The sequence below is a fragment of the Pseudarthrobacter linnaei genome (assembly GCF_055412825.1).
Map to the genome: position 1 here is coordinate 14,195 of NZ_JBVAYX010000028.1, position 14,409 is coordinate 28,603.

Consider the following 14,409-nt stretch of genomic DNA (forward strand, 5'->3'; position numbering starts at 1 on the left):
AGCCCAGCTCGGGGAATACACCGACGCGGCCGACGTTGTATCCGGCGATAGATGCAAATGCATGTATATCGATTACAGTGGAACCAGGTCCCGGAAGACTCCGGCCATGGAAGGGCACATCATGCAGATCGGCGTATTCAGCGTCAGCGATATCACCACCGACCCCACCACGGGCCGCACGCCCACGGAGCACGAACGTATCAAGGCGTCCGTGGCGATCGCCCAAAAGGTTGAGGAAATAGGCATGGATGTGTTCGCCCTGGGCGAGCACCACAACCGGCCGTTCTTCTCCTCCTCCCCCACGACCACCCTGGCTTACATCGCCGCCCGGACGGAGCGCATCATCCTGTCCACGGCCACCACGCTCATCACCACCAACGACCCGGTGAAGATCGCCGAGGACTACGCCATGCTCCAGCACCTGGCCGACGGGCGCGTGGATCTGGTCCTGGGCCGCGGGAACACTGCCCCCGTCTATCCCTGGTTCGGCAAGAACATTCAGGACGGGATCGAACTCGCGATCGAGAACTACAGCCTACTGCGCCGCCTCTGGGACGAGGACGCCGTCAACTGGTCCGGCAAGCACCGCACGCCGCTGCAGAACTTCACCTCTACGCCGCGTCCGCTCGACGGCGTCGCCCCCTTCGTATGGCATGGTTCGATCCGCACGCCGCAGATCGCGGAAGTCGCGGCCTACTATGGCGACGGTTTTTTCGCGAATAACATCTTCTGGCCGAAGGAGCACTACCAGCAGCTGATCGGCCTCTACCGCGAACGCTACGAGCACTACGGCCATGGCACGGCCGACCAGGCGATCGTGGGCCTCGGCGGACAGTTCTTCATGCGGAAGAACTCGCAGGACGCCGTCAAGGAGTTCCGCCCCTACTTCGACAACGCCCCGGTCTACGGCCACGGCCCCTCGCTCGAGGACTTCACCTCGCAGACGCCGCTGACCGTCGGCAGCCCGCAGGAAGTTATCGAAAGGACGCTGACCTTCCGTGAGTACTTTGGCGACTACCAGCGTCAGCTCTTCCTCATCGACCACGCCGGCCTGCCGCTGAAGACCGTGCTGGAACAGCTGGACCTGTTCGGCGAAGAGGTTCTGCCGGTCCTGCGCAAGGAATACGCCGACAAGACCCCCGCCCATATCCCGGAACCGCCCACCCACGCCGGCCGCGTCGCCGCCTCCTTGGCATCCGCCGGTCAGTCCTCCAGCGACGCCGCGAGCCACACCGGCACCCAGGGCGTGTGATGTCGACGAAAACATCCGAGTCGCCGGTGCGCCTGGCCGCGGAAACCTGGGAATCCCTGTTCCGCGCCCAGGTGGCGGTCATGCGCCGGCTGCAGGCAGGTCCCGCCTTCAAGGGCCTCGCTATCAACGAGTACGATGTGCTGTTTACGCTCTCGCGCTGTCCCTCCGGCTGGTTGCGCCAGAACGAGCTCAACGACCATGTGCTGCTGAGCCAGTCCAGCCTCAGCCGGCTGGTGGAGCGCCTCGAAAAGCGCGGCCTGGTGGAGCGCATGCCAGCTCCTGACGACGGCCGCGGCGTCTTGGTCAAGCTCACCGAGGCTGGCTGGGAGCTCCAGAAACAGATCGGCCGGGAGCACGTCCGCGACATCGCCGCCCTGGTGGTTCCGGCACTGACGGCCGCCGAGCAGCGGGAGCTGCTGCGTCTGACAGAGAAGCTGCGGGCGTCGGTGGCAGCGCGCTGACAACCCGCGGGGTTTTTTGCGGCGGTCCGTCAATCGCCCGCGATTTCGATGGTCACCTCGCGGTTGTTGGCTAGGCTGCTGAGTTCCCGCACACCGGAGTCGATGCGTCCGAGATGTACCAGTCCCGGGGAGTATCCGAAGTCGTTGTAGAAGATCGCCAGATTGCCCCACGGCGCGTAGTAGGTGATGTCTCCGGCGGCCGGATCGGTGCCTGGGGGCGCGTCTGCAGTCGCCAGCCGGCGGGGCAGATCGCTGACTTTCTCTGTCCCTGCGTAGTCGGTGAGGGTCAGGGTGAGAGGCATGAGCGAAACAAAATCGCGCGCTGTTTGAGTGTCGGGGAGGGTGGCCAGCAGGACCGTCTCGCCGGCAATGATGTGAATCCGCATGTCGGAAGTTCCGTCCGCGAAAGGATGCGGCGTCCGGGCACGTTAGTCAACTTCCCTGTGGTGCGCTGATGGGCTGCCTCGGCGGCTTCGGGCCCCGGCGTCGCATCGTTGCCATGTAGGTAAGCCCGGCTGCGAGGCAGGCGGCGAAAGTGACGACGCCGAGTGGGAATGCGGTGCCAGGGCCGCCGAGACCCACCAGGGGTGCGGCGAGGCCGCCAAAAGCAAAGCGGGCCTGGCCCAGCAGCGACGACGCGGTGCCAGCCAGGTGCGGGTAGTCTGCCATCGCGAGTGATGTTGCCGGTGGTGTGGTCACGGCGACCCCGCTCACCATCGTGAGCAGGGAGGCGATCATGGCGGTCAGGGGCAGCTGCAGTAAGCCTGTGGCGAGGAGGCCCCCGGCACCGATCATGCACATCACGACGCCGGCCAGCAGTACGCCAGGCACCATATTGTCGGCAACTTGGAGGTGCACTACGACGCGCTGGAGCTCCCGGCGGCACCCGGTCTGACCGTCATGACCTACAGCGACGAGCCCGGCTCCCGGTCCGAGGATGGCCTTCGGCTGCTCGCCAGCTGGGCCGCGACCCAGGCAAAAGAGGAACCCGCCAACCCGGTCCCCGGCAGTATCCCTACTGCAGGGTGACCAGCTTCTCCGGGTCCTCCGCCGGCAGGTCGCCGTCGACGATGGCGGTGACGCTGAACTGCGTCAGCGACAGGCTGCCACCCACGGTCGACAGGAACGCGGTGTCCGAGGAATCCCGGCCCGCAGTGATCCGCAGCATGCTCTCGCGCGGCGCCAGGCCCGTGGGGTCGATTATGTACCAGGCACCGTTGATGTGGGCCTCGGCCACCGCGTGGAAGTCCATGGGGCTCAGTCCCGGGGCGTACACCGCAGCCAGCCGGGCGGGAACGTCCTTGGCGCGCAGCAGCGAGACCGCCAGGTGGGCGAAGTCGCGGCAGACCCCGCGGCGGTGCAGCAAGGTCTCGACGGCCCCGTCGGTCCCCCGCGAGGATCCGCTGATGTAGCGCAGCTCGCTGAACACCCAGTTGCGCACCGCGTGCACCAGCTCGGTGCCCTGCAGGCCGCCGAATTCCGCGTAGGCCGTCGGCAGGAGCCGGTCTGACTCGGCATAACGGCTCGGCCGGACGTAGCGGATGAGTTCCATCAGCCGGGGTTCCTCCGGCAGCGCGAGGCCGGTGACGGTGGCCGTGTACTCCACGAGCACTTCGGTGGGGTCAGCGAACTCCATGTAGTGGAAGCGCCCGCCGTGGTGGTCAGAGAGTTCGGTGAGCGGGACATCCTCGCCGCCGGAGGTCACGGACAGGGACTCCACGAACCCGCTGTAGCCGGGATTGCGTGCCACGGAAACCGCAAGGGCAACCTTTGTGTCGGCCACGGTCTTGAAGGCCATGCGGGCGGCTACAGAGCGTTCCATGTCTCTCCGGGGTGTGAGGGTAACGGCGGGTGACGTCACCGCTCCCGGCCCGGGTGTGTGCGGGCGGTGCGGGACTAGTTTTTGATCTCCAGAGACATTAGCATCCGCTGGACGTTGGCGAATTCCGAGCCTTCGTTGACGTATTTGGCCGCCTGGTCGAGGGTGTCAAAGGCCTGGGCGGGCGCGACCTTCTCATCCGGGGCAAACGCCTTCAGCTCCATCAGGTCAGCGAACGAGTAGTCCCCCTTGCCCTCGGGACCGCGGACCAGGTTCTGCAGCACGCAGGACTTTCCTGCCGCGCCGCCAACAACGTTGGTGATGCCGTAGGAGCCGAAGTACTTGTACCCCTGGATCACCCGGTACACCGCCCGCGGGTCGATGGTGCCGTCGGCGCTGCGGTGCGGCAGGTCCATCGGGACACTACTGACGACGACGTAGGGTTTCGCGGTCTCGTCCGAACACGCCGGGGCGGGCCTGGGCGGAAGTCCGGTCTGCAGGGTGGCGAGGTAGCCGCCCTTGGCGTCCTTGACCTCGATCTTGAGGGCGCCGGGCAGGGTTCCCGGCTCCGGGATCACCGACTGGGCGATCCACTCCTGCGGGAGCTCGAAACTGACGGTCTTCGCCGGGTCGGTGTACACCTTCCAGGCCGCCGCCGTCGAGCCGGGTTCCGCCGCGCCGGACGCGGTGGACCCCGGGGACGAACCCGGCGCCGTGCTGCCCGCGGACGGATCGGCCGGGGCCCCTGTCCCGCCGGCGCTGGCGCTCGGGGTGCCGCCGGCCGTCCAGGCAGGGGCGTCCCTGCCTTCGGTGCTGCAGCCGGAGAGTGCGGCGACGGCGAACGCGAGGGTCGCAGCGATGCTGACGCCGCGGGCCGAAGTCCGCCGGAAGGTATCCGTCCCAGTCATGGTGCCAGCGTAACGGGACTTCGGGCCGCCCGGAGTTCCCGGATCAGCGTTTCGTAGAAGCCCCGTTCCCGGCAGGGTTTCCGCTGCCTCCGTGACGGCGACCAGCCGGCTCCCTGTCGTCCGGGTGCCGCGGCCCCGCAGGCAGGTGCCGTCGTCGTGCCCGGGAAAACGGCGGCGGAGTCCGGGCCGGACGGGGCCGGGGACCCGCCGCGGGAAGCGCGGTTCGCCACAGGGAAAGCGGGTTACGCTGGGGACATGGCGGATCAGAATTTAGGCTCGACGGATTTCGGTGCCCTGGGCGGCGAGGCGGACATTTCCACCGTCGACATCGCGGACTGGCGGCTCAGGACCTTTGCGCTGTACGCCAACGTGCGGAAGATCGCGGCCGAGGATCCGGCCGAGGCGCATTCCTACTGGCGCCAGGAGCGGGACCGGATGTTCGGCACGCACCCCGCGTCGCCGCTCACGGCGGCCGCCAAGTCCAGCTTCGCCGGGCTGAAGACGGCCGACTACGATCCGATCTACCGCTTCCACATCCCACTGACGAGCCAGGGCGCCGGGCGGGAAATGAACGTCGAGACCGGCACCGACGGCGTGGTCCGGTTTGTCCGGCTGGGCACCTTCGACCTGCCGGAACTTGGCCAGCTCGGCGTGTGGAAGCTCCATGGCTACGGCGGCGGCATCTTCGTGCCGTTCCGTGATGCCACCGCCGGGCAGCCCGGCGGCAGCTACGGCGCGGGCCGCTACCTGCTGGACACGATCAAGGGCGCCTTCCACGGCGTGCAGGGGTCCGGCCCGGAGGCCGAGTTCGTTGTGGACTTCAACTTCGCCTACAACCCGTCCTGCGCCTACAACGAGGCGTGGGCATGCCCTCTACCCGGCCCCTCCAACCGCCTGGCCGTGGAGATCCCTGTAGGCGAGCTGTACTGAGCGGATGGATGCCCAGCTCGAGCAGCACACCCCTGCCCCCGCTCCTTCCACTGCCACTGCCACTGCCACTGCCACTGCCACTGCCACTGCTCATGGTGTGCCGCCTGCCCGCNGCTGCTGCGGTTCACCGCCGTCGGCATCGTCTGCACGGCCACATCGCTGGCGCTCTATGCCTTCCTGCGGCCGCACCTCGGCTCACAGCCGGCCAACGCGACGGCCCTGATCCTCACGTCGCTGATGAACACGGCCCTGAACCGGCGGCTGACTTTCAAGGTCACCGAACGCCACCGGATGAAGCGCGACCATCTCAACGGCCTGATCGTGATCCTGGTGGCGCTGCTGATCACCGGTGGAAGCCTCGGCGTCCTGCACTGGATCAACCCCGCTGCCACGGTCGCCGACGAGCTGTGGACCACCACACTCTCCGGCTTCGCCGCCACGGCCGTGCGCTTCACCCTGCTGCGGCACTGGATCTTCCGCCGCGCCCGGCACCGCTAGGCCTTCCGCACCCCGCCCCTCCGATACCCCCGTTTGCGCTATCAGATAACGTGCCCTGGAGGGCCCCGGAACAGCATTAAGTGACAGGGCAACGGGGGCAGGGGGCGCCGCGGTCAGGGGGCGCCGAGCGCCTGGACGCTGCCGACGGCGGTGCGGACCGCGGCCGCCGCCTCCTCCAGTTCCGCCGCCGTGATGGTGGAGTCGAAGCTGAAGCGGACCGCGGTCTGGGCAATCTCCGGCTCGATGCCCATCGCCCGCAGCACCGGGGACGGCTCGTCCGAACCCGCCGCGCAGGCCGAGCCGCTGGAGCAGAGGACTCCCAGCCGTTCGAGCTCCAGCAGCACGGATTCGCCGCTGGTCCCCGGGAAGCAGAACGAGGCGACCGAGGGCAGCCGTTCGGCCGGATGGCCGGTGAGGACCGCACCCGGAACCTGGGCCTGTACGGAGCGGATGAAGTCATCGCGCAGGGCGGCGACGTGTGCCGCGCGGTCCCCCTGGGAGTTCCGGGCGAGGGCGAGTGCCGTCGCGAGGGCTACGGCCCCGGCCACGTTCTCGGTCCCCGACCGGCGGCCGCGTTCCTGCCCGCCGCCGTGGATCACGGGCTCCAGCCGGGTCCGGCTGCGCACGAACAGGGCCCCGCTGCCTTTGGGCGCCCCCAGTTTGTGTCCGGAGATGCTCAGGGCATCTACGCCCAGTGTTGCGGTGTCGAGCGGGAGCCAGCCGGCGGCCTGGACAGCGTCGGTGTGGAACGGGATTCGCTGCGCGCGGGCCAGCGCGGCCAGCCGGGCAATCGGCTGCACCGTGCCCACCTCATTGTTGGCGTACATGATGCTGACCAGGGCGGTCTCGGGCCGGAGCGCGGCGGCGAGGGCTTCTCCGGTGACGCGGCCGCAGGCATCCACCGGCACCACGTCGACGGCAAAGCCGTGCACGCGCTCCAGGTAGCGGGCCGACTCCTCCACGGCGGGATGTTCGACGGCGCTGATCACCACCCGGTCCAGCCGCGGGTCCGCTGACCGGCGGGCCAGGGCGATGCCTTTGACGGCGAGGTTGTCCGCCTCCGTGCCCCCGGAGGTGAACACCACCTCGCCCGGGCGGCAGCCCAGGGCCCGGGCCGTTGCTGCCCGGGCCCCGGCGAGCGCCGTGGCGGCCGCGTCGCCGAGCGAATGGTGGCTCGAGGGGTTCCCGAACTCCCCGGAGAGGAACGGCCACATCGCTTCGAGCACCTCGCGGCGGACCGGGGTGGTGGCCGCTGCGTCGAGGAAGATCATGGCGCCGCCTGGCCGGCCGGCGGTTCGCTGGCCTGCCCGGTCCCGGGTGCACGGCCCTGTCCGGCGCCGAGCCCGGGCCCGGAACCGAACCCCAGCTCAATATCGAGCCCCAGGTCCAGGGCGGCGACGCTGTGGGTGAGTCCGCCGATCGAGATGACGTCCACCCCGGTGCCGGCGATGCCCGCCACGGTGGCGAGGTTGACGTTGCCGCTGGCCTCGACCCGGGCGCGGCCGGCCACCAGCGCCACCCCGGCGGCCAGCTCGGGCAGGCTGAAGTTGTCCAGCATGATGGTGTCCACCCCGGCGGCCAGCACCGGTCCGATCTGGTCCATGCTGTCCACCTCCACTTCGAAGTGCGTCGTGTGCCCGAGCCGGGCCCGGGCCTCCCGCAGCACCGCGGTGAGCTTCGACGGGTCTCCCCCGGTCAGGACGGCCAGGTGGTTGTCCTTGGCCAGCACCGCGTCCGAGAGACCAAAGCGGTGGTTGGCTCCGCCGCCGCAGCGGACGGCGTACCGCTCCAGCACCCGCAGCCCCGGCGTCGTTTTGCGGGTGTCGGTGATGCGCGCCCGGGTGCCGTCCACGAGGGCGACGAACTCCGCTGTCCTGGTGGCGATGGCGCTCATCCGCTGGACCAGGTTCAGGGCGACCCGTTCGGCGAGCAGCACGGCCCGGGCGTTCCCGCTGACCCTCGCAAGCGCCGTGCCGGCGGCAAAGGCGGCACCGTCGGCCACCAGGAGTTCGACGGCGGCGTCCGGGTCCGTGAGCTTCATCGCTGCCGCGAACACCTCCCCGCCGCTGAGCACGCCGGGCACCCGGGCGGCCAGGACCGCCGTCGCACGCGCATCCGCCGGGATCAGCGTCTGGGAGGTGATGTCACCGTACGGTGCATCCTCGTCGAGGGCCGCCCGCAGCACGGCGTCGACGGCGGCGGCGGGCAGGGTGCCGGCGAGCGCCGACGCCGGAAGGGCGCCCTGGCGGGCCGCGGCGGGTGCTGTCATGACGGGATCCTTTGTTTCGGACGGGATGCGGTGGCATGGCGGTGGCCGTGCGCGCCGGCCGGCGGGGTGGAGCGGGCGGGGGCCGCGAGCAGGGCAGGGCGGGCGGCAGCGGGGTCCGCGCCGGCCGGGACAAGCTCGGCGGGGTCAGGCTCGGCCGGGCTAAAATCTGCGCGGTAGTGGGCGCCCACCGACCCGGTCCGCCTCCGCGCCGCTGCCACGAGCAGCCGGGCGGCCAGCAGCAGGTTCCGGTCCTCGTGGCCGGACTGGTCAAGGCCCTCCCCCCGGTCCCGAACACCGGGGGCCGCGGTGACGGCCGCAGCCCACACCGCGAGCCGGACGGCGGCGGCGTCGAGTTCGGCCCCGGTGCGCATCACCCCGGCCGCACCGGTCATGAGGCTCCGCAGGGCGTCCCGGCTGAACGGGACACTTCGCTGGCCCGTCTCGGCAGCGGGAAGCTCGTCCCTGGCACCGGCGGCTGAGGCCGACGGAGACGGTCCAGGGTCCACCCCGCCAAGGAAGGCCTCCACCACGCGGCGGCCGAAGACCAGCCCTTCCAGAAGCGAATTGCTCGCCAGCCGGTTGGCGCCCTGGGCGCCGGTGCACGCGACTTCACCGGCCGCGTACAGTCCCGGCACCGAGGTCCGCCCCCAGAGGTCGGTGGACACGCCTCCCATCCAGTAGTGGGCCGCCGGGGAGACCGGGAGTGTCTGCGTGGTCCAGTCGTACCCGGCGGCGCGGGTGGCCGCGGTGATGGTGGGGAAGCGCCGGGCCAGGAATCCGGGGCCGCGGACGGCTTCGATTCCCCGGGCATCCAGGAAGACGGGGCTGTCCGCCGACGCGCCGGCCGCGGCGAGGTGCAGGGCAATACTGCGGGAGACGACGTCGCGCGGGGCCAGCTCGGCGTCCGGGTGGTAGTCCGGCATGAAGCGGTAGCCGGCCGCGTCGAGCAGGACGGCGCCTTCACCGCGGACCGCCTCGGAAATGAGCAGCGCCGGCGGACCCCCGGGGATCTCGTCCCCCGCGAGTGTGGTGGGGTGGAACTGGAAGAATTCCAGGTCCCGGACGGCGGCCCCCGCCCGCCAGGCCAGGGCCAGGCCGTCGGCAGTGGCGACGCCGGGGTTGCTGGTCCGGGCGAAGAGCCGTCCGGCACCGCCGGTGGCCAGGAGCACCGCGTCGGCGTCCAGCTGCCGGGGCTGTCCGTTGGCCAGGTAGGCGACGCCGGTGACCCGTGCGGGGCGGCCCGGGCCCCGGCGGGGGTGTTCGGTGAGCAGGTCCGTGACGCCGGTGGCGCGAGAGCCGCCGTCCTGGCCCCGGCGGGGGTGTTCGGTGAGCAGGTCCGTGACGAAGGCGCCGGTCTCGACCCGCACCCGGCCCTGGGCGGCGCGGCCCAGGACGGCGGCGACGAGGGCGCGGGCGATGCAGGCACCTGTTGCGTCCCCGCCGGCGTGCAGGATGCGGGCGGCGGAGTGTGCCGCCTCGAGGCCGAGCGCCGGGCCTCCGCCGGGTCCGGCGTCGAAGTGCACACCGTAGCGGCGCAGGCCGGCGATGTCCCGGACGGCTTCGGCGCACAGGACCCGGGCGGCCTCCGGGTCGCTGAGGCCGGCGCCGGCGGCGAGGGTGTCGGCGATGTGGGCCGCCACGGTATCCCCCGGCGCCGCCTCGCCCGGTGTGAGCACGGCCGAGACGCCGCCCTGGGCATAGAAGGTGTTGCTCTGCTCGAGGCTTCCCTTGGTCAGCAGCACCACCTCGCTGGCCGGCCCGCCGTCCAGGAGCGCGTCGGAGGCGAGCAGCGCGGCGTACAGCCCGGCAATGCCGCTGCCCACCACCACTAAACGCGGGGGCCTGGTCACGGCCGCGCCGCCAGCATCCGCTCGAGGGCGACCCTTGCCGGGGCGGCGACGGCGTCCTCCACCGTGATGCGGTTGACCACCTCGCCCCGGACCAGCGCCTCCAGGACCCAGGCGAGGTAGCCGGGGTGGATGCGGTACATCGTGGAGCACGGGCAGATCACCGGGTCCAGGCAGAAGATGGTGTGCTGCGGATTCTCCGCGGCGAGCCGGTTGACGAGGTTGACCTCGGTGCCGACGGCGAACGTGGTGGGCTCGGTCGCGGCGGCAATGGCCTTGCGGATGAAGTCGGTGGATCCGGCGGAATCGGCGGCGTCCACCACCTCCATCGGGCATTCCGGGTGCACAATCACCTGCACGCCCGGGAATTCGGCGCGGGCCTTTTCGATCTGGCCGACGTTGAAGCGCTTGTGGACCGAGCAGAAGCCGTGCCACAGGATCACGCGGGAGTCCTGCAGCGCCTGCTCGTCGTTGCCGCCGAGGTCCTTGCGCGGGTTCCACATCGGCATCTGCTCCAGCGGCACGCCCATGGCCTTGGCGGTGTTGCGGCCCAGGTGCTGGTCCGGGAAGAACAGCACGCGCTGGCCGCGCTCGAAGGCCCACTCCAGCACCGTGGCGGCGTTGGAGGAGGTGCACACGATGCCGCCGTGCTCGCCGCAGAAGCCCTTGAGGGCGGCGGAGGAGTTCATGTAGGTGACCGGGATGACCGGGACCCGGCCGTCGGCGTCGGGCTCGGTGCCGAACAGTTCCTCAAGCTGTTCCCAGCACTCGGTCACGGAGTCGATGTCCGCCATGTCCGCCATCGAACAGCCCGCGGCGAGGTTGGGCAGGATCACGGCCTGCTCCGGCCGGGACAGGATGTCCGCGGTCTCGGCCATGAAGTGCACACCGCAGAAGATGATGGCCTCGGCGTCCGGCCGTGTGAGGGCAGCATTGGCCAGCTGGAAGGAGTCGCCCACGAAGTCGGCGTATGCCACGACCTCGTCGCGCTGGTAGAAGTGACCCAGCACCACGGCGCGGTCCCCCAGCGTTGCCTTGGCGGCCCGGATCCGCGCGTCGAGTTCGCCGTCGCTCGCCCGCTTGTACTCCTCCGGCAGCTGGCCCTGCCGGGGGGTCGACGCCGGGGCGACGTCCGCGACGGAGGCGCCGGGGCCGTAGGCGGGCACACCGGCAAGGGCCTCGGCGAGGTCATAGTCCCAGGGGCCGCGGGCGAGCGCCTGGCTGCAGGTGGAGGCTGTTGCCCTGCCTTTGGCCCTGCTGCTGGCGGCCTGTTCGCGCGTGATCAGCTGGATGGCCGTGTTGACGCTGCTCATGGTGTGCTCCTGTTGTCTGGGTCAAGGCCTGGGCGGCCGGTGAAGCGGTAGAGGCGCGGCGGGCGGTGTTTGCCGCCCTGGAGGTACTGGTCGGTTTCTTCGATTTCGGGCGTGGCCTTGACCTGCCGGCGGAAGTTGGCCGGGTCCAGTTCGCGGTCCAGGACGGCCTCGTAGACCTCCCGGACCTGGGCCAGGGTGAAGTACTCGCCGAGCAGGTGGTAGGCGATGGAGCCGTAGGCCATCTTGTTGCGCAGCCGCCAGAGCGCGTAGTCGATGATCGCGTTGTGGTCGAAGGCAAGATCGCCGAGCCGGTCCGCGCGGAACCACCGGACGTTTTCGGATTCGTCCGCGAGCGCGGCCTCGGTGGGCTGCACGAGTGCCCAGTACACGATCGAGACGACGCGCTGGGTGGGCGAGCGGTGCAGGCCGCCGAAAGCGTAGAGCTGTTCGAGGTAGCTGGGCGCCAGGCCGGTGGTCTCCTGCAGGTTCCGCGAGGCGGCGTCCTGCAGGGACTCGGCGTGGGTCAGCGGACCCCCGGGCAGGGCCCACAGTCCCTTGAAGGGTTCGCGGATCCGGCACACCAGCGGGATCCAGAGAGTGGGGCGTCCGGAACGCGCACTCGGGCGGAGGGCGAAGATCACCGTGGAGATGGCCAGCGTCGGCGGCGCGAGCTGGCGCTCGGCGACGTTGGCAGCTGTGGTGTAGATGGCAATTCACCCCGCATTCTTAGGCTCCGGGCGGTCCCCTGGGACTGCCCGGACCGTCCGGCCCGACCGCCGTCACAGTTATAGTCAAATTGACTAGAACTAATTCTACGACTCCGCACGCCCGGCGCAAAATGTTGCAGCCCACCATTCGCCCGCGCGTCCGGGTGCCCGGTCCGGGGGGTGCACCGGCCAGGGGTGCACCGACTGGGGGGTGCCGGTGCACCGGCCGGGGGTGACGGCTGGGGGTGACGGCTGGGGGTGACGGCTGGGGGTGACGGCTGGGGGTGACGGCTGGGGGTGACGGCTGGGGGTGACGGCTGGGGGTGCCGGGATCACCGTCCCGCGGCGGCGGCTTCCAGCAGCGGCAGGGTGCGGCCCTGGAAGTGGGTGTTGAGCACAATCACCGAGGACGAGCGAAGGACCGTCCGGGTGGCGATCATGGCATCCAGCACGCGCTGCAGGTCCGGGTTGGAGCGGGCAGCGATGCGGGCCATCAGGTCCGAACTGCCGGAGACGGTGTGGATTTCGATCAGTTCCGGGATCGCCGCGAGGGCCTCGACCACCGCGTCGTGGCCCAGGTCCTGGTTGATCGTCAGGGAGCAGAACGCGACGACGGGAAACCCGAAGTGGGCCGGGTCCGGCTGCGGCACCCACGAGCCGATGACCCCGCTGTCCTGCATCCGGTCCAGCCGTGACTGCACGGTGGCGCGGGCCACCTTCAGCACGCGGGAGGCCTCCAGCACGGAGGCCCGGGGTGAATCGGTGAAGAATCGGACAATCTTCGCATCCAGAACATCAATGTCCATCGAATATTCCTCCTACCGACGCACCGGCATCACAAAACGCTGCTGAAACTTCGTTCCGGACCAACAAACTGTCACCATGCTCTCACAGCCGGCGCGCCCCGACCCCGCTCCGGAGCGGTAAATTCAATAGGTCCCATAAGGACCGAGAGATCCAAACCACACGAAGGTTCGCAAGCATGACAATGAAGTCCACCGCGGAGCGCCCAGGCCTGAAACTCGGCCACAGCATGAAGCCACGCCAACTCACCATGATGGGACTCGGCAGCGCCATCGGCGCCGGCCTGTTCCTGGGTTCGGGGGCCGGAGTCCAGGCCGCCGGCCCCGCCGTCCTCATCTCCTACCTCGTCGCCGGCACGCTGATCATCCTCGTGATGTGGGCTTTGGGCGAAATGGCCGCGGCCAACCCCAACAGCGGCGCGTTTTCCGTCTATGCCGCCAAGGCCATGGGCAGGACCGCGGGAGCCACCGTGGGCTGGCTCTGGTGGCTGCAGCTGGTGGTGGTGATCGCAGCCGAGGCCCTGGGTGCCGCTGCCCTGCTCTTCACGGTCTGGCCGGTTATTCCCGTCTGGGCCCTGTCGCTGATCTTCATGGCCGTGTTCACGGTGATCAACCTCGCCGGGGTGAAGAACTTCGGCGAGTTCGAGTTCTGGTTCGCCATCCTCAAGGTGGCCGCCATCCTGCTGTTCCTGGGCATCGGCACGGCCCTGCTGCTGGGCTGGCTGCCGGACGTCGCGTCCCCCGGCCTCAGCAACTTCACCGCCGACTTCGCCCCCGCCGGCCTGGGCGGCATCGCTTCCGCGCTCTTCGTGGTGATCTTCGCGTTCGGTGGCACCGAGATTGTCAGTGTGGCCGCCGCCGAGACCGAGAACCCCCAGCACAGCGTGGGCCAGGCGATCCGCACCGTCGTGTGGCGGATCCTGGTCTTCTACATCGGCTCGGTGTTCGTCATCGCCGCGGTTCTTCCCTCCACCTCCGAAGCCCTCGCCTCGCCATTCGCCGGCGTTCTGGACATCGCAGGCATCCCCGGCGCCGGGGCAGCCATCACGCTGGTGGCCGTCGTCGCGCTCCTCTCGGCCCTGAACGCGAACCTCTACGGCGCATCCCGGATGGTCTTCTCGCTGTCCGAACGCGGCGAGGCACCCCGCTTCCTGTCGCGGATCAATAAGGCACGGGTGCCGATGCTCGCCGTCGGCGTCTCCGTGGCGTTCGGCTTCCTGGCCGCCGTGCTGGAGCTGCTCTTCCCGGAGAAGATCCTCCCGGCGCTGTTCCAGCTGGTCGGCTCGACCTGCCTGATGGTCTGGGGCTCCGCGCTGGTGTCCCAGCTGATCCTGCGCCGCCGGGCAGACCGCGACGGCACCGTCCTGCCGCTGCGGATGAAGGGTTTCCCGGGCTTGACGATCTTCGGCCTGGTGCTCCTGGCCCTGATCTTCGCCGTCGGTTTCAGCAGCCCGGACAGCAGCAAGCAGCTCGTCAGCACCATCATCCTGGTCGCCGGCATCGCGGCGGCCTGCTGGACCGGCGCCCGGCTCACCCGCAACCGCGGCACGGCACCGGCCGAGCAGACCGGGCACGCCGACACCGGGAAGTAACAGGCCGCAC

16 protein-coding genes are annotated in these 14,409 nt (G+C 69.9%); 6 read left to right on the plus strand and 10 right to left on the minus strand.

The features are described 5' to 3' along the window. The first annotated feature begins 121 nt into the window (after positions 1-121). The gene (locus tag ACZYZ3_RS17220) at positions 122-1,252 is read left to right on the plus strand and encodes an LLM class flavin-dependent oxidoreductase (RefSeq protein WP_463965046.1); all 1,131 of its coding nucleotides are present in this window, start codon (positions 122-124) and stop codon (positions 1,250-1,252) included. After that, positions 1,252-1,713, plus strand: a complete 462-nt coding sequence (locus ACZYZ3_RS17225) for a MarR family winged helix-turn-helix transcriptional regulator (RefSeq protein WP_463965020.1) — start codon at positions 1,252-1,254, stop codon at positions 1,711-1,713. The genes ACZYZ3_RS17220 and ACZYZ3_RS17225 overlap by 1 nt, the downstream gene beginning before the upstream one ends. Before the next feature lie 29 nt (positions 1,714-1,742). On the opposite strand, the gene ACZYZ3_RS17230 is transcribed toward ACZYZ3_RS17225, so the two are convergent. Continuing rightward, positions 1,743-2,099, minus strand: a complete 357-nt coding sequence (locus ACZYZ3_RS17230; protein WP_463965021.1) for a cyclophilin-like fold protein — start codon at positions 2,097-2,099, stop codon at positions 1,743-1,745. A 46-nt stretch (positions 2,100-2,145) separates the two neighbouring features. Beyond that, entirely contained in the window at positions 2,146-2,547 is a 402-nt protein-coding gene (locus tag ACZYZ3_RS17235; RefSeq protein ID WP_463965022.1) for an MFS transporter, read from the minus strand. A gap of 12 nt (positions 2,548-2,559) precedes the next feature. Between ACZYZ3_RS17235 and ACZYZ3_RS17240 the strand changes: the two genes are divergently transcribed. Next, on the plus strand, positions 2,560-2,742 hold the full coding sequence (locus ACZYZ3_RS17240; protein ID WP_463965023.1) for a hypothetical protein: 183 nt from the start codon (positions 2,560-2,562) through the stop codon (positions 2,740-2,742). Here the strand turns inward: ACZYZ3_RS17240 and ACZYZ3_RS17245 are convergent. Together ACZYZ3_RS17245 and ACZYZ3_RS17250 are read right to left on the minus strand one after the other, a co-directional pair. Continuing rightward, the gene (locus ACZYZ3_RS17245; protein WP_463965024.1) at positions 2,729-3,535 is read right to left on the minus strand and encodes a transglutaminase-like domain-containing protein; all 807 of its coding nucleotides are present in this window, start codon (positions 3,533-3,535) and stop codon (positions 2,729-2,731) included. The two genes, ACZYZ3_RS17240 and ACZYZ3_RS17245, sit on opposite strands and share 14 nt — an antisense overlap. A gap of 74 nt (positions 3,536-3,609) precedes the next feature. Further along, the gene (locus ACZYZ3_RS17250) at positions 3,610-4,440 is read right to left on the minus strand and encodes a hypothetical protein (protein WP_463965025.1); all 831 of its coding nucleotides are present in this window, start codon (positions 4,438-4,440) and stop codon (positions 3,610-3,612) included. A gap of 255 nt (positions 4,441-4,695) precedes the next feature. Here ACZYZ3_RS17250 and ACZYZ3_RS17255 point away from each other — a divergent pair, with 255 nt between their 5' ends. Both ACZYZ3_RS17255 and ACZYZ3_RS17260 read left to right on the plus strand, forming a co-directional pair. Further along, a complete protein-coding gene (locus ACZYZ3_RS17255; RefSeq protein ID WP_463965026.1) occupies positions 4,696-5,370 on the plus strand; it encodes a DUF1684 domain-containing protein in 675 nt (224 codons plus the stop codon). A gap of 114 nt (positions 5,371-5,484) precedes the next feature. After that, a complete protein-coding gene (locus ACZYZ3_RS17260) occupies positions 5,485-5,868 on the plus strand; it encodes a GtrA family protein (RefSeq protein ID WP_463965047.1) in 384 nt (127 codons plus the stop codon). A gap of 113 nt (positions 5,869-5,981) precedes the next feature. On the opposite strand, the gene ACZYZ3_RS17265 is transcribed toward ACZYZ3_RS17260, so the two are convergent. From ACZYZ3_RS17265 to ACZYZ3_RS17290, 6 genes are all read right to left on the minus strand, one after another. After that, the gene (locus ACZYZ3_RS17265) at positions 5,982-7,139 is read right to left on the minus strand and encodes a cysteine desulfurase family protein (protein WP_463965027.1); all 1,158 of its coding nucleotides are present in this window, start codon (positions 7,137-7,139) and stop codon (positions 5,982-5,984) included. Continuing rightward, positions 7,136-8,137: a carboxylating nicotinate-nucleotide diphosphorylase gene (gene nadC, locus ACZYZ3_RS17270; protein ID WP_463965028.1), complete on the minus strand. Its 1,002-nt coding sequence runs from the start codon at positions 8,135-8,137 to the stop codon at positions 7,136-7,138. The genes ACZYZ3_RS17265 and nadC overlap by 4 nt, the downstream gene beginning before the upstream one ends. Further along, positions 8,134-9,987 (minus strand): L-aspartate oxidase, encoded by a 1,854-nt coding sequence (gene nadB, locus ACZYZ3_RS17275; protein WP_463965029.1) that lies wholly within the window; start codon positions 9,985-9,987, stop codon positions 8,134-8,136. Before nadB ends, nadC begins: the two co-directional genes overlap by 4 nt. Then, complete coding sequence (nadA, locus tag ACZYZ3_RS17280) at positions 9,984-11,297, minus strand: quinolinate synthase NadA (protein ID WP_463965030.1); 1,314 nt, start codon at positions 11,295-11,297, stop codon at positions 9,984-9,986. The genes nadB and nadA overlap by 4 nt, the downstream gene beginning before the upstream one ends. Then, positions 11,294-12,004, minus strand: coding sequence for an NUDIX hydrolase (locus ACZYZ3_RS17285; protein ID WP_463965048.1), 711 nt, complete (start codon positions 12,002-12,004; stop codon positions 11,294-11,296). The genes nadA and ACZYZ3_RS17285 overlap by 4 nt, the downstream gene beginning before the upstream one ends. Before the next feature lie 332 nt (positions 12,005-12,336). Then, complete coding sequence (locus ACZYZ3_RS17290; RefSeq protein WP_463965031.1) at positions 12,337-12,810, minus strand: Lrp/AsnC family transcriptional regulator; 474 nt, start codon at positions 12,808-12,810, stop codon at positions 12,337-12,339. Positions 12,811-12,986: 176 nt separating this feature from the next. Here ACZYZ3_RS17290 and ACZYZ3_RS17295 point away from each other — a divergent pair, with 176 nt between their 5' ends. Next, on the plus strand, positions 12,987-14,399 hold the full coding sequence (locus ACZYZ3_RS17295) for an amino acid permease (protein WP_463965032.1): 1,413 nt from the start codon (positions 12,987-12,989) through the stop codon (positions 14,397-14,399). Positions 14,400-14,409 lie beyond the last annotated feature (10 nt).

Coding starts and splice junctions, on each gene's coding strand:
- ACZYZ3_RS17220 (WP_463965046.1), top strand. CDS start 122: ATGCAGATCGGCGTATTCAGCGTCAGCGATATCACCACCGACCCCACC.
- ACZYZ3_RS17255 (WP_463965026.1), top strand. CDS start 4,696: ATGGCGGATCAGAATTTAGGCTCGACGGATTTCGGTGCCCTGGGCGGC.
- ACZYZ3_RS17290 (WP_463965031.1), bottom strand. CDS start 12,810: ATGGACATTGATGTTCTGGATGCGAAGATTGTCCGATTCTTCACCGAT.
- ACZYZ3_RS17250 (WP_463965025.1), bottom strand. CDS start 4,440: ATGACTGGGACGGATACCTTCCGGCGGACTTCGGCCCGCGGCGTCAGC.
- ACZYZ3_RS17235 (WP_463965022.1), bottom strand. CDS start 2,547: ATGGTGCCTGGCGTACTGCTGGCCGGCGTCGTGATGTGCATGATCGGT.
- nadC (WP_463965028.1), bottom strand. CDS start 8,137: ATGACAGCACCCGCCGCGGCCCGCCAGGGCGCCCTTCCGGCGTCGGCG.
- nadA (WP_463965030.1), bottom strand. CDS start 11,297: ATGAGCAGCGTCAACACGGCCATCCAGCTGATCACGCGCGAACAGGCC.
- ACZYZ3_RS17230 (WP_463965021.1), bottom strand. CDS start 2,099: ATGCGGATTCACATCATTGCCGGCGAGACGGTCCTGCTGGCCACCCTC.
- ACZYZ3_RS17225 (WP_463965020.1), top strand. CDS start 1,252: ATGTCGACGAAAACATCCGAGTCGCCGGTGCGCCTGGCCGCGGAAACC.
- ACZYZ3_RS17245 (WP_463965024.1), bottom strand. CDS start 3,535: ATGGAACGCTCTGTAGCCGCCCGCATGGCCTTCAAGACCGTGGCCGAC.
- ACZYZ3_RS17265 (WP_463965027.1), bottom strand. CDS start 7,139: ATGATCTTCCTCGACGCAGCGGCCACCACCCCGGTCCGCCGCGAGGTG.
- ACZYZ3_RS17295 (WP_463965032.1), top strand. CDS start 12,987: ATGACAATGAAGTCCACCGCGGAGCGCCCAGGCCTGAAACTCGGCCAC.